We start from the raw sequence: 25,438 nt of genomic DNA on the forward strand, positions 1-25,438 counted from the left end.
AATCCAATATCTAATATCCGAAATAGATGATTCTTAAAATCCTTGATGCAGTTCTGCTTATGATTGAGCGACTGTTTCGAATCAATTCACCCAACCACTCAATCATTCATTAGTTTATGCTCGCTTCCACTTCTTCTAGTTCAATCATCGCTGATTCCCAATCTTGATTGGCTTGTGCTAGATTTTGCTGAACCTCTTGATATGAAGCATTTGCTTTGGCTAACGCTGCATTATCATTATAAATTGCAGGGTCGCCTAATTGATGCTCTAAATCAGTTTTCTTTTCCTCTAATTTCGAAATTTTATCTTCCATATCGCTTACTTTTTGATTTAGCTTTTTGATTTGTTTTTGAGCTTCTTTTTTAGCAAAATCACTTACTTGAGTTTTCACTTCGACCTTAGGAGCCTCTACTTTTTTCTCTACTGGTGAAGGTGCGGCATTGGCTTGGCGCTCGGCTTGCCAGATTTCGTATTCATCGTAAGTTCCAGGATATTCCTTGATTTGTTCATCTTCGATATACCAGATTTTATTGGCAATTTCGGAAACAAAGAAACGGTCGTGAGAAACTACTACATAGCTACCTTCGTATTGTTGTAATGCCTGAATTAGGATATTCACCGACATCATATCGAGGTGGTTGGTAGGTTCATCCAGCAATAAAAAGTTAGCTTCAGAAATAAGAACTTTTGCCAATGCTACTCTTGATTTCTCACCTCCTGAAAGTACTTTGATACGCTTGAATACATCTTCACCTGTGAATAGGAAACAGCCCAAAACACTTCTCAATTCTGTTTCAAGCTTGGCAGTCCCTGCCATCTTTAGTTCATCCAAAAGTGTGTTATTGACATCCAAACTTTCAAGTTGGTGTTGTGCAAAGAAGGAGTCGATTACATTATGACCAAGCTTACGTTCGCCATCAAGGGTTTCGGTACCAGCAATGATTCTTAAAACGGTTGATTTTCCCTTTCCGTTGGCACCAATTAGCGCAATTTTGTCGCCTCGTTCGATTACAGCATTCGCACCACTCAAAATACGCTTAGAACCATAAGCTTTACTTACATCTTCCAGATTCATGATAAAACGCCCCGGCTGAGTACCAAAATTGAATTTGAAATTCACTTTTGCAGCTTCATCAATCACATCATCAATCACATCCAAACGCGCTAATGATTTCACACGTGATTGTACCTGACGAGCTTTGGTGGCTTTAGACTTGAAACGCTCAATAAAACGTTCAGTCTGACGAATCATTGCCTGCTGATTTTCGTAAGCACCCTTCTGGATTTCATTTCTCATGGCTTTTTCTTCCACGTAAAATGTATAGTTTCCAGAATATTGGATCAGTTTAGAACCAGTGACTTCCACAATCGTATTCACGGTATTATCCAAGAAATAACGGTCGTGAGATACTACGATGATAGCTCCTTCATAATTATTGATATAGTTTTCTACCCACTCAATCGATGGTAAGTCAAGGTGGTTGGTAGGTTCATCGAGCATCAATAAAGACGGTCGTTGCAAGAGTAATTTGGCAAGCATCACACGCATACGCCAGCCTCCAGAGAAGGTACGAAGCGGTTGACTCAAATCGGCGGTAGTAAACCCTAAACCTTCCAGAATCGCCTCAGCTTCAGATTGCATGGTATATCCACCCAAGGCATCAAATTCATCTTGTACTCTAGCTAATTTATCGACATCAGTATCCTCGTAATTCGTTTCCATTTTGTGCAGGATACGGTCGATTTCTTTTTGCAGGAAATTCTGACGCTCGAAAGCCTGCATAGCTACCGAGAGAATAGATTCGTCGGACTGATAAGAGAGTAAGTCTTGATTCAAAAATCCGATAGTGCAATTGCCTGACTTTGAGATGTTTCCACCGTCTGGCTGATATTCGCCTGAGATAAGGCGCAAAAGAGTTGATTTCCCTGTTCCGTTAGCCCCAATCAAACCGATTTTATCTTTAGGTTTGATGTGTAAGTTGGCTTCATAATACATCGGGCGACTCCCGAAGTAGAATGATAAATTATTAATAGATAACATATCACAAAGATAGTGGAAATTGTGGACTTGATGGATAACGCGGTGTATGCTAATTAGGCATTAAGAAAATTTTCATAAAACTCTTCCAATAAACTCTTCGTCTCCTGATGCGTTATGATTCCTTCTGGCGTTATTTTTCCTTTTACTCCTTGAATCAACAACTGAGTGTTGTCATGAAGTGATGCTCCTAATGTTCTTAAAATTAATTGAAGCTCTTCATGGCCCTTGGTTCCATTGGCGGAGGCGGTAATTAATCCAACAGGTTTATCGGAAAAAATAACAGTAGATACCGACCATTCTAATAGATTTTTTAAACCACTTGGAATCGAAAACACATATTCGGGAGTACAAATAATAATCCCGTCTGCCTTTGCGATACTCGCTCGAAACTGGACTATTTCGACTGGTGTATTTTCGACAGAAAGTTCAGGAGCAAAGTGGGGATAGTGTTTTAGGTCATCAATAATCTCAAAGTCAATTTCACTTGAAGATAAAGATTCTAGATACTTGACGATAGCCAAATTGGAAGAGTTGGCGCTGGCACTGCCAACAATAGCAACGATTTTTTTCAAGGTTTATGAAGTTTTGCTGAGACTTATGCTCTTTTAATTCTTAAGGAAATATTTTAGTTCAATCCTTTTAAAAAAATAGACCGCACTTTTACAAGAAGAGTGCGGTCAAAAACCGTTTAAGTGTAGAAGAGTTTGTTAATTTCTGAAGAATTGCCTCATATTTTATCCGCTGAAATTTTATGACTTCTTGAACGCAATCTACTCAAGGATTCTGGAGTAATACCCAAATATGAGGCAATGTGGTATTGTGGAATACGCTGCATCAAATGAGGGTAGGTTTGCAAAAAAGCCTCGTACCTTTCATTAGCGGATTTCTCGATAAACCATCGCAAACGTAAATCTTGCTGCATCAGAATAGCCTGTAAAAATAACCGGCCCAATCTTTCCCAATTGTGAAAACGGTCATACAACTTTTGTAAATCTTCATACTGAATAGCAAGACCTTCGCAGGGTTCAATTGCTTGTACAGCTTCGTATGAGGGTTGTTGTGAAAAAAAGCTCACAGCCGAAGTGTTAAACATGCTTTCCTCTGCAAAATAATTTGTGATTTGTCCCTTGTTTACAACTGGGACATAGTTTCTCATGATACCCTTATTAATGAAAAACACCTCCTTTGCCACATCTCCAACTTGTAATAGATGTTCATTCTTGCCTAGTTTCTTTGGATAAAAATTCTTTTCAATTAAATCTAACTCCTCCTTCGTAAATTCCGAAACGAATTGTGAAACTACTTTTCTAATGTGGGTGTACATAAATTTTTTTTACTGGTTTTAAATACAAAGCGTGTGTTACTAATTTGGAAAGGCGTAATAAAAGGGAAGTTTATTCAGTGATGAAAAAACTCAATGAAAGTGTAAAATACGTAAAAAATGTCAAAAAATTCAATTTTTTTGTGATAAGGAAGTATAGGAAGTGATGAGTGAGGGACGCAGTTGGAAGGAAGCTCCCAACTGCGTGAAAATGCTTATTTTGTAGCTTTGTTTCCGCCAAGATAGGGCGATTGTAATAAGTTGGATACGCCTTTGAAGGGAACGGCTGTTTTGTCATATCCAAATGTAGTCGCTAGTGACTGTGTTTTGTTATTGTCGCCCATGGCCATGTCCACATCTTTCATGGTCATTTGCGAAGGATGCTCATAACCGCAAGCATGCGCAATTTCGAGCATTTCTTTGTTGAGTGTTTTCATATAATTATAAAGACGCTCACTCTTTAGCGCTGGGTCAATGCCTCCTTGTAGCCATTTGCTCGAGGTGGCAATACCCGTTGGACAGCGGTTGGTATGGCAAACTTGTGCTTGAATACAACCAATCGACATCATAGCCTCACGACCAACATTAATCAAATCGCAACCCATTGCAAATGCCATCATGGCTTTTTCTGGAAATCCTAATTTTCCAGAACCGATAAATACAATCTTATCGGCTAATCCATAGCGTTGGAATATTTTATAAATCTTGCTGAAAGCAAAAGTAAACGGCAAAGACACGTGGTCTGCAAAAGCGTGTGGTGCTGCACCAGTACCACCCTCACCACCATCTACAGTAATAAAGTCAGGGCCTTTGCCTGTTTTTACCATATATTGTGCTAGCTCCTCCCACATTTCTAACTTACCTACTGCCGATTTTATACCTACAGGCAAGCCTGTATTATGGGCCATTTGCTCAATAAACTCCACCATTTCAGGAATGGTAGAAAAAGCAGAGTGATATGCTGGTGAAATAACATCTTTTCCCATCGGAATATGACGTATTGCTGCAATCTCTTGGGTGATTTTGGAGGCTGGTAAAACGCCACCTTTGCCAGGTTTGGCTCCCTGAGAAAGTTTGAGTTCCAGTGCACGAATAAAAGGATTATCTTGTGTCATTTTGATGAGTTTTTCCATCGAGAAATTTCCCTCATCATCACGTACACCAAAATAAGCTGTACCGATATTTACCACGACATCCGCACCAAACTTATGATAAGGTGATAATGAACCTTCACCTGTATTGTGATAGCATCCAAACTTGATGGCACCCTTATTTAATGACTCAATGGCTTTGGCTGAAAGTGACCCGTAACTCATACCCGATATATTTACTATCGAATAGGGTTTGTAGGGACGCTTACGATTGTGATATTCACCAATAGTTTTGGCACAAGGTACGGCGCTTGGGTCTTTCAAATTGGGATGCTCTTTGGGAAGCTTTAATCCCAACATAGCGTGTTTGATAAAGATATATCCTACTGCATTAAAGTCTTGATCTGAACCAAAACCTTGTAGGTTATTTTCTTTTTTGGAAGAAGCATATACCCAGGCTCTTTCTCCTCTATTAAAAGGCAATTCTTCACGATTGTTGGCCACGATATATTGGCGTAATTCAGGGCCAATTTTTTCGAGCATGTAACGGATATGCCCAATCACAGGGAAATTGTGTTGGATAGTGTGCCTTTTCTGTAGAATATCACGGATTGCCAGTCCCACAATCGGTATCACAATCCAGACGCTCCAGTGTAAGTTTTGAATGAAATCCATAAAATTGATTGGAATTATTGTTGCTTTAGGTTAAAAAGAATTAAAACGCTAAACTACTCAAATGTGCGTATTATATTTAAGTCATTCGTGTATTCTAAGCTCGTTTTAAGATACATGAACTGTATCGAATATTTTTTGTAAAAAAGAAGATTAATGAATACAATCTTACTTGTCTTGAGTAAGAGATACGCCACCTGAAATAATCATTTTCATAGCGTCCGACGATGGTATATCCAAATGAATGATACTGCTTTTGGGCACTATCATCATCTCACCAGAAAACGCATAGGAATGTGGACAGTACACCATCACATCGCCATCGAGCGATAAAAAACTTAGGTCGCTTTGGGTGATAAAACCAATTTTTTTGATGCCATTTTCTTTATTAATGGTAAAAAGAACAGGCTGATTAAATTTCTTTTTATCTCCTACAAAAGCCTCAACTAGGTCTTTGAGTGAGAAATAAATGAGTCCGACGAGGGGCAATCTGGAAAGTCCTTCTTCAAAAATCTTGAGAACAGGCACCGCCAAAAAAGAGGAACCCAAAAATCCCACGACCATGATGATCGCTAAAAGAACGACAAGCCCTGTGCCTCTAAAATGAAAGTAAAAATGTTCGTCAAGAGAAGAAAGTAAGTTGAAAATAATGTAGCCTGTAATATAAACTGGCGCTAGTAAAAGTAGCCCTTGTACAAAATAACTAAAAAGCTTTGCGCTTATACGTTTGAATCTGAAAGACATTTTTTATATCTATTATGGTTTTGCCTTTTGGATAATGAACTCGATAACTTAGTACGATTGTTTTGGCCTCTTTGGGTTTGAGTGCAAAATCCCAAAAAAGTTTATTTCGATTGTAATCAACAGTAGCATCAGAATTTTCTTCCATTTCGAAGATAAGATCAGTGTCCTTTATGTTTGGTATAGTTTCACCGACCACAATGTTTAAAGTCTTCAACCACGGATTATAAACACGAATGGCTATTGAACGATATTCGTGAATAAGTTCATCGTCTACCTGTTTGGTATGATGTTTAATATCACGTCTAATTTTAATTCTAAGATTCTCTTCCACACTTAATGAAAGCGTGTCGGGTTTGTTGATGGGACGTAATTTTTGTGACTTGTTTTTTTGTGCCAGAATGCTGTAACAAGTACAAAAAAAGAGAGTGAAAAGTGCCGTCTTTAAAGTTTTTTGCAAGAATTTTGCCAAAATATTTTTCAAGGTCTTCAAAATAAGGATGATGGCTAATAATAGTGATTTTTCAAAATAGAGTCATTCAACGAACATTTATTTGTAATTTTGCGACAGAAATCTCAAAAGGAATAGTCAAAGTTTTAGATAATGAATTTTCAATATACAAAATTACAAGAATTTATCCAACAGGTTTTTCTGTCGATTGGATGTAGCGAGGAAGATGCCCTTTTGGCGTCTCAAGTATTGATTTCCGCTGATTTGAGAGGAGTTGATTCTCATGGGATCGCTCGCTTAGGCGGCTACGTGCGTTTGTATGATAACGGTCGACTCAATCCTAAGCCGATTATTAAAATCATACACGAAACCCCTTCAACTGCCGTTATAGATGGTGACAAAGGACTGGGTTTGGTGGTTGCACCAAAAGCAATGGAAATTGCGATGGAAAAAGCCGACAAAGTGGGTTCTGGCTGGATTTCGGTTCAAAATTCCAACCACTTTGGTATTGCAGGTTATCATGCGATGAAAGCTTTGCATAAAGATATGATTGGTTGGGCTATGACTAATGCCGCTCCTTTAGTTACACCAACGTTTTCTAAAGAGAAATTATTGGGTACCAATCCGATTGCTGTGGCAGTTCCTGCGGCTGAAAATCCTCCATTTGTTGCTGACTTTGCAACTACGGCAGTGGCATATGGTAAAATGGAAATTTTACAACGTAAAGGTGCGCCTGCTCCACTTGGATGGGTACAAGATAAGGATGGTAATCCGACTGACGACGCCAATGCTGTGAAAAATGGAGGTGCTTTGTTGCCTTTAGGTGGCGACCGAGAGCACGGATCTCACAAAGGATATGGCTTAGGTGCGATTGTAGATATTTTCTCAGGGGTACTCTCTGGTGCAAATTTTGGTCCTTGGGTTCCACCTTTTGCTACAGCTGGATTTATGTCTGCAGGTGAACAAGTAGGAAAAGGTACTGGACACTTCCTAGGTGCTATGCGAATTGATGGTTTCCGTCCTGCTGACGAGTTCAAAGCTGATATGGACAAATGGATTAATCGTTTTAAGGCAGCACCTGCCGTAGAAGGGAAAAATGTAATTATCCCAGGCGATCCAGAGCGCGAATTAGAAGCTGAACGTAAAGCCAATGGAATTAATTTATTGGAGCCAGTTGTTAATGACCTAAATGCCTTGGCAACACGCTTTGGTATAAAATTTTAAAAGCAATCTCAAGATTAACTCGATAAATAGCTTATCAAATCAAAAATGCAAAAGAATAACAAACTCATTCGCTATCTGATTATTACAGTTGCTTTATTTACGGCGATGTTCTCTTATTATGTTTGGCAAATTGCCAAAACGCCTAATTATCAGGTAGATGAAAAGAAAGGATTTGCTTTGTTGATTCCTAAAGGAGCAACATTCGAAACCGTATGGGACTCCTTGAATGCTCACAAAATTGTAAGAGATGAGCTTTCGTTTAAGTTTTTAGCAAAACTACTCAAGTTTCATGATAATGTTCATGAAGGTCGTTATATGATTACGGCTGAAATGGGTAATTATGAATTGTTGAAAAAACTTCGTTCAGGTCGCCAAGATGCTATTCGCTTGACTTTCAATAATATTCGTTTGAAGAAAGATTTGGTGCATAAAATTGGTAATCGTTTCCAATTTGATTCACTGACTTTTGCCAAAATGCTGAATGATAGCACAATCGCTCGTAAATATGGTTTTACAAATGAGACCATTATGTGTATGTTTTTGCCTAATACCTACGAGGTTTATTGGACAGTTACTCCCAATGAGTTTTTTGACATCATGCACGGATGGTACAAAAAATTCTGGACAGAAGAACGTAAACAGAAAGCAGCGGCTATTGGTTTGAATCCAATTCAGGCGCAAATTATGGCATCAATTGTAGAGGCCGAAACCAAGAAACCTGACGAAAAACCAAGAGTTGCAGGGGTATATATGAATCGTTTGAATGCTAAAATGCCTTTACAGGCCGATCCAACGGTAGTTTTTGCACACCAAGATTTTACGATTAAGCGTGTAAATAGTACCTTGACAAGCATCAAATCGCCCTATAATACCTATAAGGTAATTGGCTTGCCTCCAGGTCCAATCAACTTACCAGATTTGAAATCTATTGATGCTGTTCTGAATTATGAACATCACAAATACATGTATTTCTGTGCAAAAGAAGATTTTTCGGGTTATCACAATTTTGCTGAAAGCTTCGAAGATCATTTGAATAACGCTCGTATTTACCAAGATGCCTTGAATAAACTCAATATTCATAGCACAAAAAAATAATACTCAAAAATTCAAAGACTATAAAGTATGACCTATGTGGCAACTTTGTAGTCTTTGTGCTTTTGTACTAAATCAAAGCATCCAATTCCCTCAAAATTTCGTAATTCTTATGTATATTCACGAATTCAGCTACCGAGTTCGCTATGCCGATACCGACCAAATGGGCTATGTATATTATGGCAACTATGCCCGATTGTATGAAATTGGTAGGGTAGAAGCACTGAGAAGTTTAGGGTTCAGTTATAAAGAAATGGAAGATTCTGGTGTCATGATGCCAGTATATGAAAACAAGTCTAAGTACATCGCTCCAGCACTTTATGACGAATTGCTGACTATTAAGACCAGTTTGCAAACAATGCCATCGGCACGTGTGGTTTTCAATTATGAAATATTCAACACGGAAGGTAAATTAGTACATACAGGCGAAACAATCTTGGTTTTTGTAAACCGTGAAACTAATCGCTTGACAAAAGCCCCCAAAGAACTAACACAATTACTACAACCTTATTTTGCGGGCTAAACTAAAGATTTTTTGAAGGAAAGTAAAAGATACTGGAATGCTCAAACGACTAAGAAATACCAAATTATATTCCCTCGTAATCTATTTTTTACAAACAACACGCTTAAAAAACACAACTGCAACTGTTTATTACGTCCTGAAAATATTGATTCAAAAAATCATTCAGTTCGATATAGACGTGCGTGCAGCAGCGGTGGCGTATAATTTTACTTTGGCGGTTTTTCCTACCTTGATTTTTCTTTTTTCTTTAATTCCCTACATCCCTGTTGAGAATCTAGACGAAAGAATTCTTAATTTACTTTCAGACGTAATGCCTGCGGGGATTTATGGCGAAGCCAAGCGTACCATTGTCGAAATTATCAGCAAGCCACGAGGAGGCGTTTTATCGCTCGGTTTTTTCTTTGCTTTGTACGCTTCTACTAGCGGAACAATGGCATTGATGCGAGCCTTTAATCTGACCTTAACAACACAAGAAAAGCGAGGTTTTGTCAAAGCCAGATTGATTGCCGTGATGATGAATTTCTTGCTGACAATGGTTTTGTTCGTGTCGATTGTAGTATTGATTGTAGGAAGACTTTTAGTGGATATGCTTTTTGAAGGGGGGATGATTAATCCCAGTTTTACGTTCTATCTCTTACAGGCATTGACCTATTTTGTGATTTTTACGCTGTTTTTTCTGGTTATTTCTATTGTATATTATTGGGGGCCTTCTGTACACAAAAAATGGAAGTTTATAAACGTAGGTTCCATAACAGCCTCTATTTTGACGATTATTATAACAAACGGATTTTCGTATTATCTTTCTAATTTTGCATCTTACAACAGGCTTTACGGAACAATTGGTACCTTTATTGCCTTGATGGTTTGGCTTTACCTGATTGCGTTGGTATTGATTCTGGGATTTGAGATAAATGCGAGTATCGACCATGCGATAAATGTGCCACCTGATAGCGAAGAGGAGTTTTTGTCGGTTGAAAATTGAAAAAGCCGCACTCAAAGTAAGCACGGCTTTTTGTACCCTAACCCATAAAAATCAATGAAGTATTCCTACTTTTTAGCATTGATAATCAATTTTCCGCCATAATCGTGCCAAATTTTTATTATTTCTAATAAATAGAAGCTTTTTTGAAAAAAAAGTACTTCTATTTTGTTTTTTGACCCCAAGTTCTCACCTTGTTATATCAATTAAGTCGCAATCCACAGAACATTTTTTAAGAAGGAGGTACCATGGCAGAGTTTATAAAGCTGTACGAAAAAGGTACAGATATGCGAAAAATCGATCAGATTATTTCGTGCCTGAAAGACGGTGGCGTAATTATTTATCCTACCGATACGGTGTATGGAATGGGATGTGATATTCATAATACCCGTGCTGTTGAACGTATTTGTCAAATCAAAGGAATAAAGCCCAACAAAAACAACTTCTCTTTTATCTGTTATGATTTGAGTCATATTTCGGACTACGCAAAAGTATCGAATGCCGCTTTTAAGCTCATGAAAAAAGCTTTACCTGGGCCGTTCACTTTTGTGTTAGATGGAAACAACAAAGTGCCTAAAGTATTAGCTCAAGGGAAGAAAACCGTGGGAGTTCGTGTCCCAGATAATGAAATAACACGATTGATTGTCAAAGAATTAGGGAATCCCATTATCACAACTTCGATACGTGACGAAGACGATATTGTGGAATATTCAACGGACCCAGAATTAATTTTTGAAAAATTTCAAAATGTGGTTGATATCGTAATTGATGGAGGATTTGGGAATAATATTCCTTCGACTATTGTGGATGCAACTTCTGATGATTTTGAAGTGATTCGTCAGGGATTAGGCGAATTAGAAGAGTTTTTGTAATTGTGAGTGATGAATTTTGAGTGCTGAGTTTTTGATTTAATTAATAGATGTACAGTGAAGGGTCTTGCTATTTGGTTGAATTTTCTGATTGCTAGACAAAATTGAAGTCTCTAGTTCAAGATTTAGTCTTGGACTTACTTTTTTAAACAGTTTAAAACTGTATTAATAAAATTGAGTGATGAAGTCTAAACATCTGAATGCCACTTACTCGTCTTGTCCAGTAGCCAGTTGGATTTAATTTTGCACTATTATTCATTATGAAAAAAGCGGTCGAAACTTGTTTTTCGACCGCTTTTTTGATACTTACAAAAGGATGACTATCTCAACCTCCTACTAATAATTGCGCAAGTAAATAATCTGCTACTAATACAGCGATACAGCTATTCGTCACGGCTTTGGTAGATGACTGACCCACTTCTAGCGCTCCCCCTTTGGTAAAATATCCTTGAAAGGCAGAGATAGAGGCAATCAAAAAGGCAAAAACCACCGACTTGATAATGGCAAATGGTACATAGATAGGATGAAAGTCAAAGCGTAAGCCTTGAATATACTCCGACGGCGAAATAGCACCAGAAAGCCAACCTGCTAAATAGCCTCCATAAATAGAGAGAAATCCTGCTAAGGCGACCAACATCGGGAAAGTAATAATGGCACCAATGATTTTTGGTAAAACCAAATAAGAAGTAGAATTAATACCCATTACTTCCAAGGCATCAATCTGCTCAGTAATTTGCATGGTACCTAATTGACTGGCAATATGCGAACCCACTTTTCCTGCCAAAACAATGGCCGTAATCGTAGGTGCGAGTTCCAAAATCGTGGAATCTCGTACAATCAAACTAATAATGTATTTTGGTACGAATGGATTTGAAAGGTTGGCCGCCGTTTGCACACAGGTTACAGCTCCAATAAAGGATGAAACAATTGAAACAATGAGTAGAGAATTAATTCCAATTTCATAAGCCTCCTCAAATACCAAATCAAAATAAACCTTAAATTTTTCAGGATTTTTAAATAAATTCCCCATGAAAATGAAATATCTACCTATTCTTGTCACTTCGTTTTCTGTTAAGCGTTATAAGTTAGTAACTTCGTTGCTACGTTTTTTGTAGCTATGACAACTTTAGCAAGCTGTGCCCTCAAAGATAACAAACCTTACAAGAAAAATCGGCGAAGGGAACAGAGTTTTTATGACAGATGTTGTTGAGAGAAATAAGAAAGTAATTCAAGCGAAGGTATTATTGAATATACATGCTATAAACAATCATTTATGAAATCGATTATCGTAACCGGCGGAACAAAAGGTATCGGAAGAGCTATTGTTGACAAGTTTGCCCAAGAACAATATCAGGTATTTACTTGTGCTCGTTCAGAGGATGAGTCTTTAAAAGGAATATCAAATGTTCATTTTTTTAAGGCTGATTTATCACAACGTAGCGAGGTTTTAGCTTTTGCGGATTTTGTTCGTCAACATACTGCAAGCGTAGATATTTTGGTAAATAATACAGGCTTCTTTATCCCAGGTCAAATTCATAATGAGGAAGAAGGGACGCTTGAAGCCATGATTGAAACTAATGTTTACAGCGCCTATCATCTAACAAGACAGTTTGTTAATAAGATGATTGAAATGCGTTCAGGACATATTTTCAATATTTGTTCTACCGCAAGTATTACTGCCTATACCAATGGAGGCTCTTATTGTATTTCAAAGTTTGCACTTTTGGGTATGAGTAAGGTATTGCGTGAAGAGCTAAAACCTTTTAATGTACGTGTTACAAGTATTCTTCCAGGAGCGACCTTGACCAATTCATGGGCAGGTGTCGATTTGCCAACGGAGCGTTTTATGCGTTCTGAAGATGTTGCAGAAGTAATCTGGACGGCACACAAAATGCCAGCCAGCACAGTTTTAGAAGAAATTTTATTACGCCCACAGTTGGGGGATATATAATAGTGAATTAGTGAGTTGTGAATTTTGCCATCGTTGGAGTTATTTCCAACGACTCAAGCGTCAGCAACTCAACGAGTCATGAGGATAGGGTTTGGCTGTTGCTAACGCAAGTTTGTTGGAGAAATTTCCAACAAAGGCTGAAATTCCAACAATGACGCAAGTTTGTTGGAAAAAACTCCAACAAAGGCGGGATGGCGAATAGTGAAAAAAATACTAAATCACTCATTTACAAATCACTAAATAGCTGAAATAGTAGATTTAATTTTGGAAATGGAAAAACAAATTCAATATCAAAGTCTGGAACAATTACCAGAAGTAGCTGCTCAAATTGCGGAATTTGGCAAAAGTGAGTTAGTTTGGTTATTTGAAGGACAGATGGGAGCTGGTAAAACTACGCTTATCAAGGCGCTGTGTGCCAATTGGGGAGTTACCAATCATGTACAAAGCCCTACGTTCTCAATTGTCAATGAGTATATTACCGAAACCAAAGAAACGCTCTATCATTTTGACTTTTATCGTTTAAAAAACGAGGTAGAAGCTATGGATATGGGTGTGGAGGAATATTTTGATTCGGGTAATTATTGCTTTGTTGAATGGCCTTCAAAAATTGAAAATTTGTGGCCCTTGAATTATTTAAGCATTGAAATTTCAGTGCAAACTGATGGAAGTCGCCTTATTATTTTGAAAAAAAATTAGTAAACCTTCACGATAGAATTTTGGAAAGGTAAAGCAACACTTTATTTTCGTGCTATACTAACCCAATCTTGTGTTGAATAAAGCAATGGCTAAACAATCTGGATTTAAAGAAATACTCGCCCAAACAGGACTTACTCAAACGGCTTTGATGCCTCAAGAAGCGTTGTTGTGGACCAAGCAAAATGCTAAAAGCTTGTTCATCGGCTTACCAAAGGAAATTATCCTACACGAAAAACGTGTTTCCTTAACCCCCGATGCTGTATCGCTTTTGGTAAAAAATGGTCATCAAGTGTTGATTGAGACTGGCGCAGGCGAAGGTGCCAAATTCAAAGACTCTCAGTACTCCGAAGCTGGTGCTCAAATCGCCTATTCGAAAGAGGAGCTCTACAAAGCCGATGTGATTGTAAAAATTCAGCCACTTACGGAAGAAGAACTCGAATACCTGAAACATGGAGCTACTTTGATTTCGGCACTCAATATGCAAAAATCTACCAAAGAGTATTTTGAGAAACTTAACCGTAAGAAGGTAACAGCTTTGGCATATGAGTTTATTGAAGACAATGCTGGCGGTTTGCCTTTAATTCGTGCGATGTCCGAAATTGCTGGAAGTACCGTTATGTTGATTGCTGCTGAATGTTTGAGCAGTGCCAATAATGGTATGGGGGTAATTTTGGGAGGAATAACAGGAGTACCACCGACGAAAGTGGTTTTTCTGGGTGCTGGTACCGTTTCTGAATTTGCCGCTCGAACAGCGATTAGTCTAGGAGCTGATGTAAAGATTTTTGATAAAGATATCTACAAACTTCAGCGTCTCAAACATGCCATTGGTCAGCATGTTTATACTTGTATTATTGATTCTCATGTTTTGCCAGAAGCAATTATTCAAGCGGACGTTGTGATAGGGGCATTGCGTGCTGAAAATGGCTTTACGCCTTGTATTATTACTGAAGAAATGGTTTCTAGAATGAAACCAGACTCGGTATTAATCGACGTTTGTATCGACCAAGGGGGCTGTTTTGAAACTTCTGAGTTGACAGATTTAGCTAACCCTACTTATCGTAAATATGATGTAATTCATTATTGTGTGCCTAATATTCCTTCGCGCGTGGCACATACTGCTACTCAGGCTTTGAGTAATATTTTTACCTCATTTTTGCTTAAAACAGGAAAAACAGGTGGAATAGAAGAAGCAATTTTTGCCAACAAAGCCTTTATGAAAGGGGTTTATAGTTATAAAGGAAGCTTGACAAATGCTCAAATAGCAAAAAAACTAGGAATAGCGTACAAAGACTTAAGTTTGTTGGCGGCTGCTAGGTTCTAAATAAAACTAAATCATATCGATGAGCAAATTGATTACCTCAAGATATCTGAAGACTTGGAAATCATTGTTAGATCTCGATATTCAAAATGAATTTTCAGAGGTAGAGCAAATACGTTTAGAACCTCATAGCTTCACGTTTTACACTTCTGTTTCAGTAATGTCTTCTTCTAAGATAGAAGGTGAACAGCTTGAGATTGATAGTTTTGTGAAGCACAAACTTTTACAAATTGAATATCTTCCTGAGCTAACAGAAAAGCCTAATGATTTATATAATGCATACCTGTTTGCTCAAGATTATCCCTTAACGTACGCCAATTTCTTAGAGGCGCATAAGCTGATATCAGCTCATTTACTTCCTGAAAGGCTAAGAGGTACGCTACGGAAAACCGAAATGCTTGTTATGGAGCATAAAACGGGTAGAATTCAGTATGAGGCAGCTTCACTTGGACTAATAGAGAAAGAATTTGAAGCTTTTTGGACTGAAATAGATGAATTATTGCAAGAACCAATGCCAGTTGAAGAGGTATTTTATTACGCTTCCTTTATCCATCTGGTATTTGTAAATATTCACCCTTTTAGTGATGGTAATGGACGACTAGCTCGATTATTAGAAAAGTGGTTTTTAGCTGAAAAATTCGGGAGAAGTGCATGGTTTATTCAGTCCGAAAAGTATTATTACAAAAACGTAAATACTTACTATAAGAATCTTGCAAGGTTAGGTATTTATTATGAGGGCTTAGATTATGAAAAATCAATTCCTTTTTTACTAATGCTCCCAGAGGCATTAATTTTTGAAAAGTAAAATTTTAAATAAAATGATTGAAGATTATCAAGCTATATCCAATGCCCCCAACTCTCCTGATTTGAATGGAAAGTACTTGGGCATTATTTCAACAGACTTCGCCTTAGTGGCAGAATTTGTTAAGGAGGCTTCTTATCAAATTAGGACTAGAGGTTTTTCCAAATATCCTATTTTCGCAGTTTCTCGTACTGTTGTGCCTGTTGGTTCAAAATTGATTGGTATCAACGAAATGAATGGGAATACTTGGAATTATAATGCCACAGTAGCAGAGGAGTTTATGCAAAGAGGTATTATTTCTGCAGAAAATGCGGAGGTTTTTGAAAGCAGTTACAAAGACCCTGATGAGTTTTGCTGTTTGTTTGTCTTTGACAATGATTTTGCTAGTTTTGTGTATATTCCTTATCCTGAGGACTAAGAATTCCGTAATTAACCCACTATTAGATGTAATGAGATGATAGTAAATCCCCAAAAAATAGAAATTGTGAAAGAGGCAATCTTCAGACTAGCAAACTTCTCGTCAGAAGAGTGGGACTTCTATCGTAGTCATATTGAAGAAGTTCAGTTTAAGAAAAAGGAATTTCTTACTGAAATAGATCAGGTAGAATCGTGTACTTATTTTATCATTGAAGGTGCTGTAAAATATATTTCCTTCAAGGAGGATAAAGAAATTTGTGTGGATTTGGGCTTCAAAGGAAATTTTGTAAGTTCTTTTGCCTCTTGTTTATCTCAAACGCCTTCTTCCATTGGTATTCAGGCGGTTACGAAGGTTACTGCTATGCGTTTGCGTTATCAGCCTGTTTTGGAGCTTTTGGAAAGATCTAAAAATGCTGAACGCTTTCACCGAAGAATCGCCGAAGGCTTGTATATCCGTGAAACAAAACGTACTTACAGTTTGATTTCGCAAAGTGCGGAAGAACGCTATCTCAATTTGATCACATACCAGCCAGATGCCCTAAGACTCATTCCTGTAAAAGATTTGGCTTCTTTTTTAGGTATTCATCCTGATAGTCTGAGTCGTATCAGAAATAATATAAAGGCTTAGTTGTAAGCAAATCAAAAAAGGCTGAAAAGCCTTTTTTGAAACTATAATAAATGATTATATGTTCATATATTTGTGTAATATTGATTGATTTTTTACTACTTTGAGCAAATAAATACTAACGACATGGATTTAAAGAATTGGAGTGTGATGCGATTTCTCCGTTTGGCAGTTGGAGCTTGGGCTTTAACAAACGGAATAATGCAGAAAGATTTTTTACTTTTGGGATTGAGTGCGATTGTACTTTTTCAAGCTATATCTAATACTGGCTGTTGCGCCGCAGGAAATTGTAGTACTCCAGTAAACAAAAAAGCAGATACCAAGGATGCTTTAAAAGAACCTGTGGAATTTGAAGAGGTTTAAGGATAAATTACAATAGGAGTGCCAATTGGAACAGCATCGTATAATTCGTCTATTTCAGCGTTTTGAACAGCGATACAACCTAAAGTCCAATCAAACCAGCGATGGAATTTGCCTAATAGTCCCATATAATTTTTCAGCCCATGAATTTTGATTTCGCCACCTGCTGGGCGGTGTAAGCGTTTTGCATGTGCAATATCTTTGGCGTTGGGATAGGAGATACCTAGGTTTTTATAGTAATCACTGTGTGGGTTTTTGTCGTAAATGATATAGCTTCCTTCTGGGGTTTTTAAATCGCCCTCGTACTCTTTAGCACCGAGCGGTTGTCGCCCTAGTGCAATAGAATATGTTTTAAGGAGTTGCCCATCATAAAAAGCTAGTAATTGTCGCTTCGATTTGAATACAACTAGACTATCAATTTGAGCATTTTTGGGAAGTGGAGTTTCAGGTAAAAACTGATAAATTGCAAGCCCAAGAATAAGGACAGGCGTAAATATTCGAAAGATAATTTTGAGAGGATGAGTCATAAGATTTTAGGATTTAGAGAGAGCAAAGAAGAATTTTGTTTACAAAGATAGTATACGAGGTTTCTGAGAGGATTGAAAAACAGCTATTTAAGTAGAAATATAGATATGTAGTTAGTAAACGGTAGGAGATAGAAAATTGTATGTGATTATATTCTGAAAAACTTGTGTTTTACAGTTTTGACTCTCCAAGCTCATCTTGTTAATGATACTATTCACAAAACATGAGTCATCTTAATTGAGTGATTTGTGATTGAGTGCATGAGTGATTGTTAAAATTTGTATTATAAAATGTACGTCTAAAACAGGATCCTAGTTTTCATTAAAAAAGCGGTCAGAAAATATTTTCCGACCGCTTTTTTGATGCTAAAATGCTTAAGACTCAATCATTGCGTCTTAACAGGTATTTAAAAAATAATTATACCCGCATTAAGCGATGGGCTTTATACGCTAAGCTAAAAGTTGACAAGAATTTCTTATGAAATAATTTAAGCTTTTTAGCTTAATGCCTCTACGGCTTATTACCTAAAGCTTATTTACAAAGATTTACTTGTCAATCCACCTTTTTGACTGTCAACTTCTACTGTGGCTTTATCAAGTTTTCCTTTTACAATCCAGCGAACTTTCACTGCGCTCATTCCTGAAATGTTCGAAACTTCAATCGTTTGAGGCGTGTATTTTTGTTCTTTAGTCAAATTGATGTCTTCGTTTTCGACGATCATTCCAGCTACTACATTAGCATTTTTCAAAGAAATATAGTCTGGTCTTTCGATTTTATATTTCAAATCATGTGCAGAGTGAGTTGGAATAACTTTAGAGTTGGTCACCACTGCTGTTACTTCTGTAAAACCTCCCGCTAAGGCTTTTTGACGAATTTCCGATACTTCTAATTTAGGCATTTGTGAAGCATGCAAAACCGTAAATGCCATGTTGCGGTGAGCATCCTCTTCCAACATAAATCCTGGGTGATTTCGAGTGTAGTTTTTCTTTGGTCCACCTATTTCAATATCGCCATATTGCGGATGCTTGAATGGTTTCCAAGCTACATAAGCATCATTGAATAAGAGGTTTTTACTAAACTCCTCAAAATCATTGTTTTGTCCACGACCTTCCTCGCTTTGTTTTCCGAATAATTTATATGAAGTAAATAACTCTGTCGAGAAAGTAAATACTCCACGACCAAGGGCAAGCCAGTCAATTTCACCTCCATATACGGTGTATAGATCTTTGTAAATCACAAAGTACTTATATCCCGGATTGATTTTCTCACCAATTTTTCCAAAATAATCATACACTGCGCCATCTTGAGGTACGTAAAATCCTGCGTCTTCCTCAGCCCCCGGACCACGTAAGAACATGCCTCCATTGTTATGATAACTTTGCGCTCCAGCAATATTAGGGTGTGCATATACAAAGTTTTTGATATTGCGAGTCTCCGCCAAAGTGCCTGGGTGATACAAGGCTCCACGTTGTATGTAGTCTGGTTGCCAGTTCCAACCCCAGTCGCGGTTTGGGTCATAATAGCCAATCAAATCTTCATTGACAGCACCATCGCCATCATTGTCGATGCCTTCATAACCTAACATTTCGTATTCTCCTTTTTCGTCTGGTTTGGCAGGAATCATACGCTGTGGATTGTCACAATCTACTTTCCAACGACCATAAGGCGTTTTGCGGCGCATCATTACGATATTGCCATCGCCGTCGAGGTCATCAAATTTGTCTTCATCTGCCTTACCATCGCCGTCATCATCAAAAGCCAACATACCCGAACGAGGCGAATGTGGTGTGTTTGGATTTTTCAAGAAATCCTCGCGAGCATCTGGGTTGATAGTTGGAACAATGTAAAAGACTTTATCTTTCAAAAGTTGTTTGATAAAATCTACCGAATTAAAACTTTCTGCCAAGTACCAAGCTGTATACATTGCCACTTCAGTGCCTTGAATCTCGTTTGAGTGGATATTGCCATCAATATAAAAGCCAGGTTTACGATCTACACTTCCAGACTTAAAATCTGAAATAGTTAAAACCCACATATCTTTTCCTTGCGTTGATTTTCCCATAGATTCTACTTTCACTAAATCTGGGTATGCTTTTGCTAAATCTTGGCAGAAACGAGTAATCATCGCATAATCGTTGTAATGATTCCAGCTAATTTTTACTTTTGGCGAAGCGGGAGTGCCAATGGCACGAAGCCCTGTTAGGTCATCGTTGATGGTTTTTTCTTGTGCTGCTGCACCCAATGAGCATGACAACAAGAATAGGGATATATATTTTTTCATGAGAAAATACTAAGATAATTTGTTGAATATTGTACGATGTGGAGAATAAAAGTCTATTTCAGCGCTACAGATACAGTTTTAATACCTGTCATAGCATTACCCGCTTCGATAGTGATACTGCCCGAACCGCTAATCAACCAGCTATATTCTTGTGATTCACCAGCCGACATAGCACCTCGAAGGTTAACTTTTTTACCTGAAATAATGGTTTGTGCATTTGAAGTTTTTACTTCTGTGCGTACTTTTTGAACCCAACGCACACGATCCCCGATTTCAGAACCAGTTGGTAATAAACCTTTGTTGGTTACTTGAACTGTTACACGAGTTAATCCAGCCGAAACAGCTTCTGTTTTTACATTGAGAATCTGCACATCAGGCATTTGTGCGGTAAAAGCTTTGAAAAACTTGAGATGTTTGTCGGTAGTTTCATTCAAATAACTGAGAGGAGGGTTCAATTTTGCATAAGGAGCAATACCGCCAACCTCAACAGTTTGATTAGGGAAATCTGGATGATTGATTTTTTGCCAAGCCACAAAGCTCCCTTTTAGTTGTTGTGCATCAGCCCATTTCAAGAAGCGAATATCCTCATTGTCACTTGCTTTGACTTCTTTTATTTCTTTCTTCGTAGAATCTTTTGTTGCAGATACTTTTGGAGCCCACCAAGTTGGAGTACTAAAGCTTAATCTTCCGTAGTGATAATAAGCAGTTTGAGAAAGATTTCCTTTGGTTTGTGGCATAGCAGGTGCATCTTTCAAACCTGTTTGAGCGTTGTAAAGTTTAGATATTTGTTCACCTACAGAAGCATCTTTCTCTAAAATTCCTGTTACAATTCGTTTCAAGGTTTTAGATTTATCAAACTTTGTTGCTTCGCTTAAGTTGTTGGCAGGACCAAAGGTAAATACTGCGTAAATATTTTTGGTAGTATATAAAAAGTCTAAAAGCGCTTTAGTTTCTGACTCGGAAGCAGCATATTCTCCCGAACCTTGGGTGAAAAATGGATAGTCGTAAGTACCATTTTTGTCGATATTAACACCTCCTACACCATCTTCGTTGAAAACACCATCCTTGTCATTGTCAATACCTTCGCTGAGGAGGATATATTTGCCAACTTCCCCTTTACTTGGGTCGGCTTTTACCATGACTCTTGGGTCTTCTTTGCTGATGATATAAGCGCCAGTTGGATCTTCTATGCGCATCCATGTGATTTGTCCGTCGTTGTTCAAATCTTCAAAAGGATCTTCGTTTAAGCGTCCATCACGGTCGTCGTCGGTATCAACATCGTTGCCACTACGCTCGAATTTGAGTTTTGCTGAAAATTGTTCTTGTGCATCAGGGTTGATGCTAGGAATGATATAAAAAGTTTTTGTTTCGAGGATTTTGGCAAGCGAATCCGAAGCGACCAATTTTTCTGCCAGTTGTAGAGCAACCTCTGTACCTGCTAAATGTGCGCCATCTGCGCCCGCTAAGATAGCAATAGCAGGTTTTGCACTTGCATCACCTTTGCTTAGGGTAATGGCAAATAGGTCTTTTCCACCTTTACTTTTTCCAATAGATTCTAGTTTGGTGCTGGTGGCGTATTTGCTACTGAGGGTTTTGAGGCGTGTACTCAGTTGCGCATGGTTTGGATAGGAACTTTGGGCAAAAGCACAACTCGAAAAAGCGAGTAGCCCAGCCAGAATAAAGATTTTTTTCATTGTTAAGTACTTTTTTCTCGACTTCAACGATTCTCTTTTTGGAAGTTAGGAGAACCATACAGTTGCGATGAAGGTTGGATAAGTGATTTTTCCTAAAAATACAGGTATTCTTAGACAATCCATCAATCACAACCGTATGATTCGATGTAATACACGTTTGAGAGTCTCAATCGAGAAAAAAGTACGATGAAAAATTATTTTGAGCGTTTGGCTAATTCCTCACGACTCAAAGTAATCATTCGTCCAATCGGTTTTCCATTACGGTAGGTGTTTACACGTAGAGTAATAGGTCCTTCTGGAATCTGAATAGGGTCTTTGTACACAGGGCTAAATTTGCTAGGAACGGTGTCGTCAATAGAATAATGAATTGTTAGGTTCGGAATTTCAGCTTCGAGTTCTACGACTAATTTTCCATCTTTCATACTCGGTTTGATGGCTGCATCATAGGCAGAGCGAGCGTAATTGATTCCTGCTAAATCGGCACGATCGAAATGATTTTCCATTTTAGTGACAAATTTCTCCCAATTCTTTTTCTCTTTTGGTGACCAATATACTTCTGATAATGCCCAGCAACGAGGATAAGTCATATACTCCGCATAGGCCAAAGTAGGAATGCCTTCTGTCCAAAGGTTGGCTTGTCCACCCAAAATAAATTTACCATCTACTCCTTCAGGAATTGGTTCGAAATCATAGCATTTTTTCAAACGTAATGTAGCATAAATGGGCGGTTCCAAAGTTCTGTCACTTTGCATAAAATCGATGTACACATAAGGAGAAGGCGTCATCACTACGTTATGCCCCAATTTGGCTGCTTCAATACCTCCTTCGATGCCTCTCCAGCTCATGACTGTCGCTTCTGGCGCAATACCGCCCTCCAAAATCTCGTCCCATCCAAGCAATTTCTTCCCTTTAGTTTTCAAGATTTTTTCCACTCTTTTCATGAAATATCCTTGCAACTCTTCTACATGCTTCATATTTTCTTTCTGCATCAATGCCTGACAGTTGGCATCGGCTTCCCAAAAACCTTTGTAACATTCATCTCCGCCTACATGGATATATGGATTCGGGAAAAGTGCTGCCACTTCAGTAAAGACTTTGTCCAAGAACTTATAGACTTTTTCATCTGAAGGGTTCAGCGTATTATCTGTCAACATTTTGAATTTACCGTTACCGTACCACTCTGCAAATTTACTGCCTGGGTTTACCTTAGTCTTAGGGTCTTTTGTACAAGAAAGCTCTGGGTAGGCTGCTATCGCTGCCATACTATGTCCCGGCACATCGATTTCGGGTACGATGGTTACATTGCGATCTGAGGCATATTTGATTACCTCTTTTATATCTTCTTGTGTATAAAAACCGCCGTCTGTTGCTGCTTCGCCATCTTTTGGAGCATCCAACTGATTAAATTTTCCAATACGTGGCACACGCCAAGCTCCCACCTCGGTTAGTTTTGGCAATGATTTTATCTCGATTCTCCAGCCATTGTCGTCGGTCAAATGCCAGTGGAAAGTGTTGTATTTCAAACGAGCCATGACATCAATAAAACGCTTTACTTCGTCTTTGGTGAAGAAGTGGCGGCTTACATCAAACATGATACCACGCCAAGCAAAACGAGGATAATCGGTGATTTTGACAAAAGGAAGCGTCCAGTCTTTTTTAACAGCGGTATTGCTTTCGATTTCGGTTGGCAATAGTTGCAAAATACTCTGCATACCATAAAACAATCCTCCTGTTTGATTGGCAGTTACTTTTGCCCCATTGGCATCCACTTCTAGGTTATAGCCTTCTTTCCCTAGCTCATCCACAGGATTTTTATGTAGTGAAAAACTAATCGCATTGGGCTGATGTGACCCTTTTTTAACACTAAAAGTCCATCCTGTAGCCTTGTTCAAACGTGCTGCCAAAAGCTCTGCTGTAGTTCTGGCTTCTTCTTGTTGAATAAGAATAGTAGTGCTTGATTTTATGGAAAATTGCCCTTTACTAGTACTAATTTTGACAGGCTCAGGAATTAAATTATGAGGTTTGTCTTGAGCTTTGAGCCCTCCCGAAGCGAGGAGGAGTAGGGCAAATGCTCCAGCTTTAAAGGTTGAAAACGGTTTTTTCATAGAATTTTGGGATTTTGGATAAAATTTAAAAAAGGAAAATTATGACTTTTTTTTGATTGATAAACAAGGTCTTGTCTGCTTTTGTAAATTGTCTTATCGTCTTAACAAGTTTGCAAGAGTAATACGTTAAAGAGTAGACTTTCGGCTTCAGGATAAAAGGTTTTGAGTAGAGCCGTAAGTTTAAGCCTATTCATACCTGCATCAAGAAAAGCCGTCCAATCGTCTAATTCTGCAAGAGTTAATGTTTTAATACTGATGATGGTGGCTTTTTTAAGAAAATGGTTTTGACAATAAATATCCATTTTCTTTCCGATTTGATAAATATCTCGTTGTGGGCGAATCGAGGTAAAATATTCACAATCCAATTTATGATTAAAGTTTTGGGCAAAATGAAGCGATAAATTCGACATGATGAAGTTTGATTGAGTTTATACCATTTTGAAATATAGAAACCTGAATCTTGAAATCAAAGCTCAAAATGGAAATCGTTACAGTTCGGTATAGTTAATACACAAAACTATCAGAATATTGTACGATTCTATTTTGTACAAAACCTAGATAGAACACTTCCAATTTTCTTTATTAATATCTTATGAAAAAACTTCTTTTAACCCTGTGTTTAGGCATCATTGGTTTTCAAAACTATGCGCAGGTTCCCTATTTTCCCAAGCAATACATTTGCTACAAAACTCCTCAAAATCTAAAAATTGATGGAAAACTAGACGAAGAAGCTTGGCAAAAAGCAAGTTGGACCACCGAGTTTGTGGACATAGAAGGTTCCAAACAGCCTTTGCCCTTGCAAGCGACCAAAGCCAAAATGTTATGGGATAACAAGTATTTGTACATTGCTGCCAAATTGGACGAAAAACATTTGTGGTCATATCAAAATAAGAAAGACCAAGTGGTATTTCTCGAAAATGATTTTGAGGTATTTATCGACCCTGATGGTGATGGACATGATTATTTCGAATTAGAGGTTAATCCTATTAATAATACCTTCGATTTGTTTTTGCCTAAATCATACAGAAACGGGGGCGATGCCCTTATCTCTTGGGATATAAAAGGTATGAAAACAGCGGTTTATCGTAATGGAACAGTTAATAACCCTAAAGATGAAGATCAGTTTTGGACGGTCGAAATCGCAATTCCTTTTGAGTCGGTGGGTATGGGGTTGAAGGTGCCATTGCCAAAAGATTTAAGTCTATGGCGTATCAATTTCTCCAGAGTAGAATGGCAGCACGAGGTTAAAAATGGTAAATATGTAAGAAAAGCAAAAGCAGATGGAACGGGTATATTGCCAGAATATAACTGGGTATGGTCGCCACAAGATGCGATTAATATGCATATCCCTGATCGCTGGGGCTATTTAATTTTCTCTGACAAAAAGGTTTCAGAAAGCCCCATTCACTACCAATTGCCAAGTATCGAAACGGCTAAAAGATGGGTTTGGGCTGGATATGACGCTCAACAAGCCTTTCATGGGAAAAATAAAACTTATACTTCAGACCTGAGTGGTTTGAATTGGCCAACAGCGTATGAAGTCAAAATAGAAGCTTCGGAGCATTTATTTATGATTAGGTTAAAAGATTTGACCAACAAAAAACTGTTGACACTCACACAGGATGGCAGACTTTTAGTGCGAGATTTATAAATTTACCAA

General features: G+C 38.0%; 25 protein-coding genes. 13 read left to right on the forward strand and 12 right to left on the reverse strand.

The window, feature by feature from the left end:
* Positions 1 to 109: 109 nt before the first annotated feature.
* The 6 genes from QM524_RS00495 to QM524_RS00520 form a co-directional block, all read right to left on the reverse strand.
* Positions 110 to 2,041, reverse strand: coding sequence for an ABC-F family ATP-binding cassette domain-containing protein (locus tag QM524_RS00495; protein WP_283343001.1), 1,932 nt, complete (start codon positions 2,039 to 2,041; stop codon positions 110 to 112).
* A 53-nt stretch (positions 2,042 to 2,094) separates the two neighbouring features.
* On the reverse strand, positions 2,095 to 2,613 hold the full coding sequence (locus QM524_RS00500) for an NADPH-dependent FMN reductase (RefSeq protein ID WP_283343002.1): 519 nt from the start codon (positions 2,611 to 2,613) through the stop codon (positions 2,095 to 2,097).
* Between the two features lie 155 nt (positions 2,614 to 2,768).
* Positions 2,769 to 3,365: a Crp/Fnr family transcriptional regulator gene (locus QM524_RS00505; RefSeq protein ID WP_095163196.1), complete on the reverse strand. Its 597-nt coding sequence runs from the start codon at positions 3,363 to 3,365 to the stop codon at positions 2,769 to 2,771.
* A gap of 212 nt (positions 3,366 to 3,577) precedes the next feature.
* Entirely contained in the window at positions 3,578 to 5,128 is a 1,551-nt protein-coding gene (locus QM524_RS00510; protein ID WP_283343003.1) for an FMN-binding glutamate synthase family protein, read from the reverse strand.
* Positions 5,129 to 5,293: 165 nt separating this feature from the next.
* Positions 5,294 to 5,869 carry a DUF502 domain-containing protein gene (locus QM524_RS00515; protein WP_095163200.1) on the reverse strand — a complete coding sequence of 192 codons (576 nt, stop codon included), beginning with the start codon at positions 5,867 to 5,869 and terminating at the stop codon, positions 5,294 to 5,296.
* Positions 5,829 to 6,350, reverse strand: coding sequence for a DUF4139 domain-containing protein (locus tag QM524_RS00520; RefSeq protein WP_283343004.1), 522 nt, complete (start codon positions 6,348 to 6,350; stop codon positions 5,829 to 5,831). The genes QM524_RS00515 and QM524_RS00520 overlap by 41 nt, the downstream gene beginning before the upstream one ends.
* 120 nt (positions 6,351 to 6,470) lie before the next feature.
* Here QM524_RS00520 and QM524_RS00525 point away from each other — a divergent pair, with 120 nt between their 5' ends.
* The 5 genes from QM524_RS00525 (at position 6,471) to QM524_RS00545 (ending at position 11,007) form a co-directional block, all read left to right on the forward strand.
* Complete coding sequence (locus QM524_RS00525; protein ID WP_283343005.1) at positions 6,471 to 7,541, forward strand: Ldh family oxidoreductase; 1,071 nt, start codon at positions 6,471 to 6,473, stop codon at positions 7,539 to 7,541.
* 45 nt (positions 7,542 to 7,586) lie between these two features.
* Positions 7,587 to 8,636: an endolytic transglycosylase MltG gene (gene mltG / locus QM524_RS00530; protein ID WP_283343006.1), complete on the forward strand. Its 1,050-nt coding sequence runs from the start codon at positions 7,587 to 7,589 to the stop codon at positions 8,634 to 8,636.
* A 109-nt stretch (positions 8,637 to 8,745) separates the two neighbouring features.
* Complete coding sequence (locus tag QM524_RS00535; RefSeq protein WP_283343007.1) at positions 8,746 to 9,156, forward strand: acyl-CoA thioesterase; 411 nt, start codon at positions 8,746 to 8,748, stop codon at positions 9,154 to 9,156.
* Between the two features lie 37 nt (positions 9,157 to 9,193).
* A complete protein-coding gene (locus QM524_RS00540) occupies positions 9,194 to 10,138 on the forward strand; it encodes a YihY/virulence factor BrkB family protein (RefSeq protein WP_283343008.1) in 945 nt (314 codons plus the stop codon).
* A gap of 245 nt (positions 10,139 to 10,383) precedes the next feature.
* Positions 10,384 to 11,007 carry an L-threonylcarbamoyladenylate synthase gene (locus tag QM524_RS00545; RefSeq protein ID WP_095163207.1) on the forward strand — a complete coding sequence of 208 codons (624 nt, stop codon included), beginning with the start codon at positions 10,384 to 10,386 and terminating at the stop codon, positions 11,005 to 11,007.
* Positions 11,008 to 11,329: 322 nt separating this feature from the next.
* Here QM524_RS00545 and QM524_RS00550 read toward each other — a convergent pair whose 3' ends face one another.
* Complete coding sequence (locus QM524_RS00550; RefSeq protein WP_283326612.1) at positions 11,330 to 12,064, reverse strand: MlaE family ABC transporter permease; 735 nt, start codon at positions 12,062 to 12,064, stop codon at positions 11,330 to 11,332.
* Positions 12,065 to 12,277: 213 nt separating this feature from the next.
* Here QM524_RS00550 and QM524_RS00555 point away from each other — a divergent pair, with 213 nt between their 5' ends.
* From QM524_RS00555 to QM524_RS00585, 7 genes are all read left to right on the forward strand, one after another.
* Positions 12,278 to 12,955, forward strand: a complete 678-nt coding sequence (locus tag QM524_RS00555; RefSeq protein WP_283343009.1) for an SDR family oxidoreductase — start codon at positions 12,278 to 12,280, stop codon at positions 12,953 to 12,955.
* A gap of 270 nt (positions 12,956 to 13,225) precedes the next feature.
* Positions 13,226 to 13,651: a tRNA (adenosine(37)-N6)-threonylcarbamoyltransferase complex ATPase subunit type 1 TsaE gene (tsaE, locus tag QM524_RS00560; protein ID WP_283343010.1), complete on the forward strand. Its 426-nt coding sequence runs from the start codon at positions 13,226 to 13,228 to the stop codon at positions 13,649 to 13,651.
* A gap of 85 nt (positions 13,652 to 13,736) precedes the next feature.
* Positions 13,737 to 14,972, forward strand: coding sequence for an alanine dehydrogenase (locus QM524_RS00565; protein WP_283343011.1), 1,236 nt, complete (start codon positions 13,737 to 13,739; stop codon positions 14,970 to 14,972).
* Between the two features lie 19 nt (positions 14,973 to 14,991).
* Entirely contained in the window at positions 14,992 to 15,774 is a 783-nt protein-coding gene (locus QM524_RS00570; protein WP_283343012.1) for a Fic family protein, read from the forward strand.
* A gap of 13 nt (positions 15,775 to 15,787) precedes the next feature.
* Entirely contained in the window at positions 15,788 to 16,189 is a 402-nt protein-coding gene (locus QM524_RS00575; protein ID WP_095163220.1) for a hypothetical protein, read from the forward strand.
* Positions 16,190 to 16,255: 66 nt separating this feature from the next.
* Positions 16,256 to 16,816: a Crp/Fnr family transcriptional regulator gene (locus QM524_RS00580; RefSeq protein ID WP_166578932.1), complete on the forward strand. Its 561-nt coding sequence runs from the start codon at positions 16,256 to 16,258 to the stop codon at positions 16,814 to 16,816.
* Between the two features lie 123 nt (positions 16,817 to 16,939).
* The gene (locus QM524_RS00585) at positions 16,940 to 17,176 is read left to right on the forward strand and encodes a hypothetical protein (protein WP_095163224.1); all 237 of its coding nucleotides are present in this window, start codon (positions 16,940 to 16,942) and stop codon (positions 17,174 to 17,176) included.
* Here the strand turns inward: QM524_RS00585 and QM524_RS00590 are convergent.
* The 5 genes from QM524_RS00590 to QM524_RS00610 form a co-directional block, all read right to left on the reverse strand.
* Positions 17,173 to 17,700: a L,D-transpeptidase family protein gene (locus QM524_RS00590; protein ID WP_283343013.1), complete on the reverse strand. Its 528-nt coding sequence runs from the start codon at positions 17,698 to 17,700 to the stop codon at positions 17,173 to 17,175. The two genes, QM524_RS00585 and QM524_RS00590, sit on opposite strands and share 4 nt — an antisense overlap.
* Before the next feature lie 533 nt (positions 17,701 to 18,233).
* Positions 18,234 to 19,979 (reverse strand): M14 family metallopeptidase, encoded by a 1,746-nt coding sequence (locus tag QM524_RS00595; protein ID WP_283343014.1) that lies wholly within the window; start codon positions 19,977 to 19,979, stop codon positions 18,234 to 18,236.
* Positions 19,980 to 20,032: 53 nt separating this feature from the next.
* Entirely contained in the window at positions 20,033 to 21,673 is a 1,641-nt protein-coding gene (locus tag QM524_RS00600; RefSeq protein ID WP_283343015.1) for a M14 family metallopeptidase, read from the reverse strand.
* Between the two features lie 194 nt (positions 21,674 to 21,867).
* Positions 21,868 to 23,778, reverse strand: coding sequence for a beta-N-acetylhexosaminidase (locus QM524_RS00605; protein WP_283343016.1), 1,911 nt, complete (start codon positions 23,776 to 23,778; stop codon positions 21,868 to 21,870).
* A 101-nt stretch (positions 23,779 to 23,879) separates the two neighbouring features.
* Entirely contained in the window at positions 23,880 to 24,188 is a 309-nt protein-coding gene (locus QM524_RS00610; RefSeq protein WP_283343017.1) for a hypothetical protein, read from the reverse strand.
* A gap of 182 nt (positions 24,189 to 24,370) precedes the next feature.
* Between QM524_RS00610 and QM524_RS00615 the strand changes: the two genes are divergently transcribed.
* The gene (locus QM524_RS00615; RefSeq protein WP_283343018.1) at positions 24,371 to 25,429 is read left to right on the forward strand and encodes a carbohydrate-binding family 9-like protein; all 1,059 of its coding nucleotides are present in this window, start codon (positions 24,371 to 24,373) and stop codon (positions 25,427 to 25,429) included.
* The last annotated feature ends 9 nt before the right edge of the window (positions 25,430 to 25,438 follow it).

This window comes from Flectobacillus roseus, assembly GCF_030056595.1.
Lineage (GTDB): Bacteria > Bacteroidota > Bacteroidia > Cytophagales > Spirosomataceae > Flectobacillus > Flectobacillus roseus.

What these genes read in the sequence shown, in the direction of transcription:
- QM524_RS00605 (WP_283343016.1), bottom strand. Translation starts at nt 23,778, where the DNA reads ATGAAAAAACCGTTTTCAACCTTTAAAGCTGGAGCATTTGCCCTACTC.
- tsaE (WP_283343010.1), top strand. Translation starts at nt 13,226, where the DNA reads ATGGAAAAACAAATTCAATATCAAAGTCTGGAACAATTACCAGAAGTA.
- QM524_RS00600 (WP_283343015.1), bottom strand. Translation starts at nt 21,673, where the DNA reads ATGAAAAAAATCTTTATTCTGGCTGGGCTACTCGCTTTTTCGAGTTGT.
- QM524_RS00545 (WP_095163207.1), top strand. Translation starts at nt 10,384, where the DNA reads ATGGCAGAGTTTATAAAGCTGTACGAAAAAGGTACAGATATGCGAAAA.
- QM524_RS00610 (WP_283343017.1), bottom strand. Translation starts at nt 24,188, where the DNA reads ATGTCGAATTTATCGCTTCATTTTGCCCAAAACTTTAATCATAAATTG.
- QM524_RS00555 (WP_283343009.1), top strand. Translation starts at nt 12,278, where the DNA reads ATGAAATCGATTATCGTAACCGGCGGAACAAAAGGTATCGGAAGAGCT.
- QM524_RS00570 (WP_283343012.1), top strand. Translation starts at nt 14,992, where the DNA reads ATGAGCAAATTGATTACCTCAAGATATCTGAAGACTTGGAAATCATTG.
- QM524_RS00515 (WP_095163200.1), bottom strand. Translation starts at nt 5,869, where the DNA reads ATGTCTTTCAGATTCAAACGTATAAGCGCAAAGCTTTTTAGTTATTTT.
- QM524_RS00525 (WP_283343005.1), top strand. Translation starts at nt 6,471, where the DNA reads ATGAATTTTCAATATACAAAATTACAAGAATTTATCCAACAGGTTTTT.
- QM524_RS00540 (WP_283343008.1), top strand. Translation starts at nt 9,194, where the DNA reads ATGCTCAAACGACTAAGAAATACCAAATTATATTCCCTCGTAATCTAT.
- QM524_RS00535 (WP_283343007.1), top strand. Translation starts at nt 8,746, where the DNA reads ATGTATATTCACGAATTCAGCTACCGAGTTCGCTATGCCGATACCGAC.
- QM524_RS00615 (WP_283343018.1), top strand. Translation starts at nt 24,371, where the DNA reads ATGAAAAAACTTCTTTTAACCCTGTGTTTAGGCATCATTGGTTTTCAA.
- QM524_RS00575 (WP_095163220.1), top strand. Translation starts at nt 15,788, where the DNA reads ATGATTGAAGATTATCAAGCTATATCCAATGCCCCCAACTCTCCTGAT.
- QM524_RS00510 (WP_283343003.1), bottom strand. Translation starts at nt 5,128, where the DNA reads ATGGATTTCATTCAAAACTTACACTGGAGCGTCTGGATTGTGATACCG.
- QM524_RS00565 (WP_283343011.1), top strand. Translation starts at nt 13,737, where the DNA reads ATGGCTAAACAATCTGGATTTAAAGAAATACTCGCCCAAACAGGACTT.
- QM524_RS00505 (WP_095163196.1), bottom strand. Translation starts at nt 3,365, where the DNA reads ATGTACACCCACATTAGAAAAGTAGTTTCACAATTCGTTTCGGAATTT.
- mltG (WP_283343006.1), top strand. Translation starts at nt 7,587, where the DNA reads ATGCAAAAGAATAACAAACTCATTCGCTATCTGATTATTACAGTTGCT.
- QM524_RS00585 (WP_095163224.1), top strand. Translation starts at nt 16,940, where the DNA reads ATGGATTTAAAGAATTGGAGTGTGATGCGATTTCTCCGTTTGGCAGTT.
- QM524_RS00595 (WP_283343014.1), bottom strand. Translation starts at nt 19,979, where the DNA reads ATGAAAAAATATATATCCCTATTCTTGTTGTCATGCTCATTGGGTGCA.
- QM524_RS00495 (WP_283343001.1), bottom strand. Translation starts at nt 2,041, where the DNA reads ATGTTATCTATTAATAATTTATCATTCTACTTCGGGAGTCGCCCGATG.
- QM524_RS00590 (WP_283343013.1), bottom strand. Translation starts at nt 17,700, where the DNA reads ATGACTCATCCTCTCAAAATTATCTTTCGAATATTTACGCCTGTCCTT.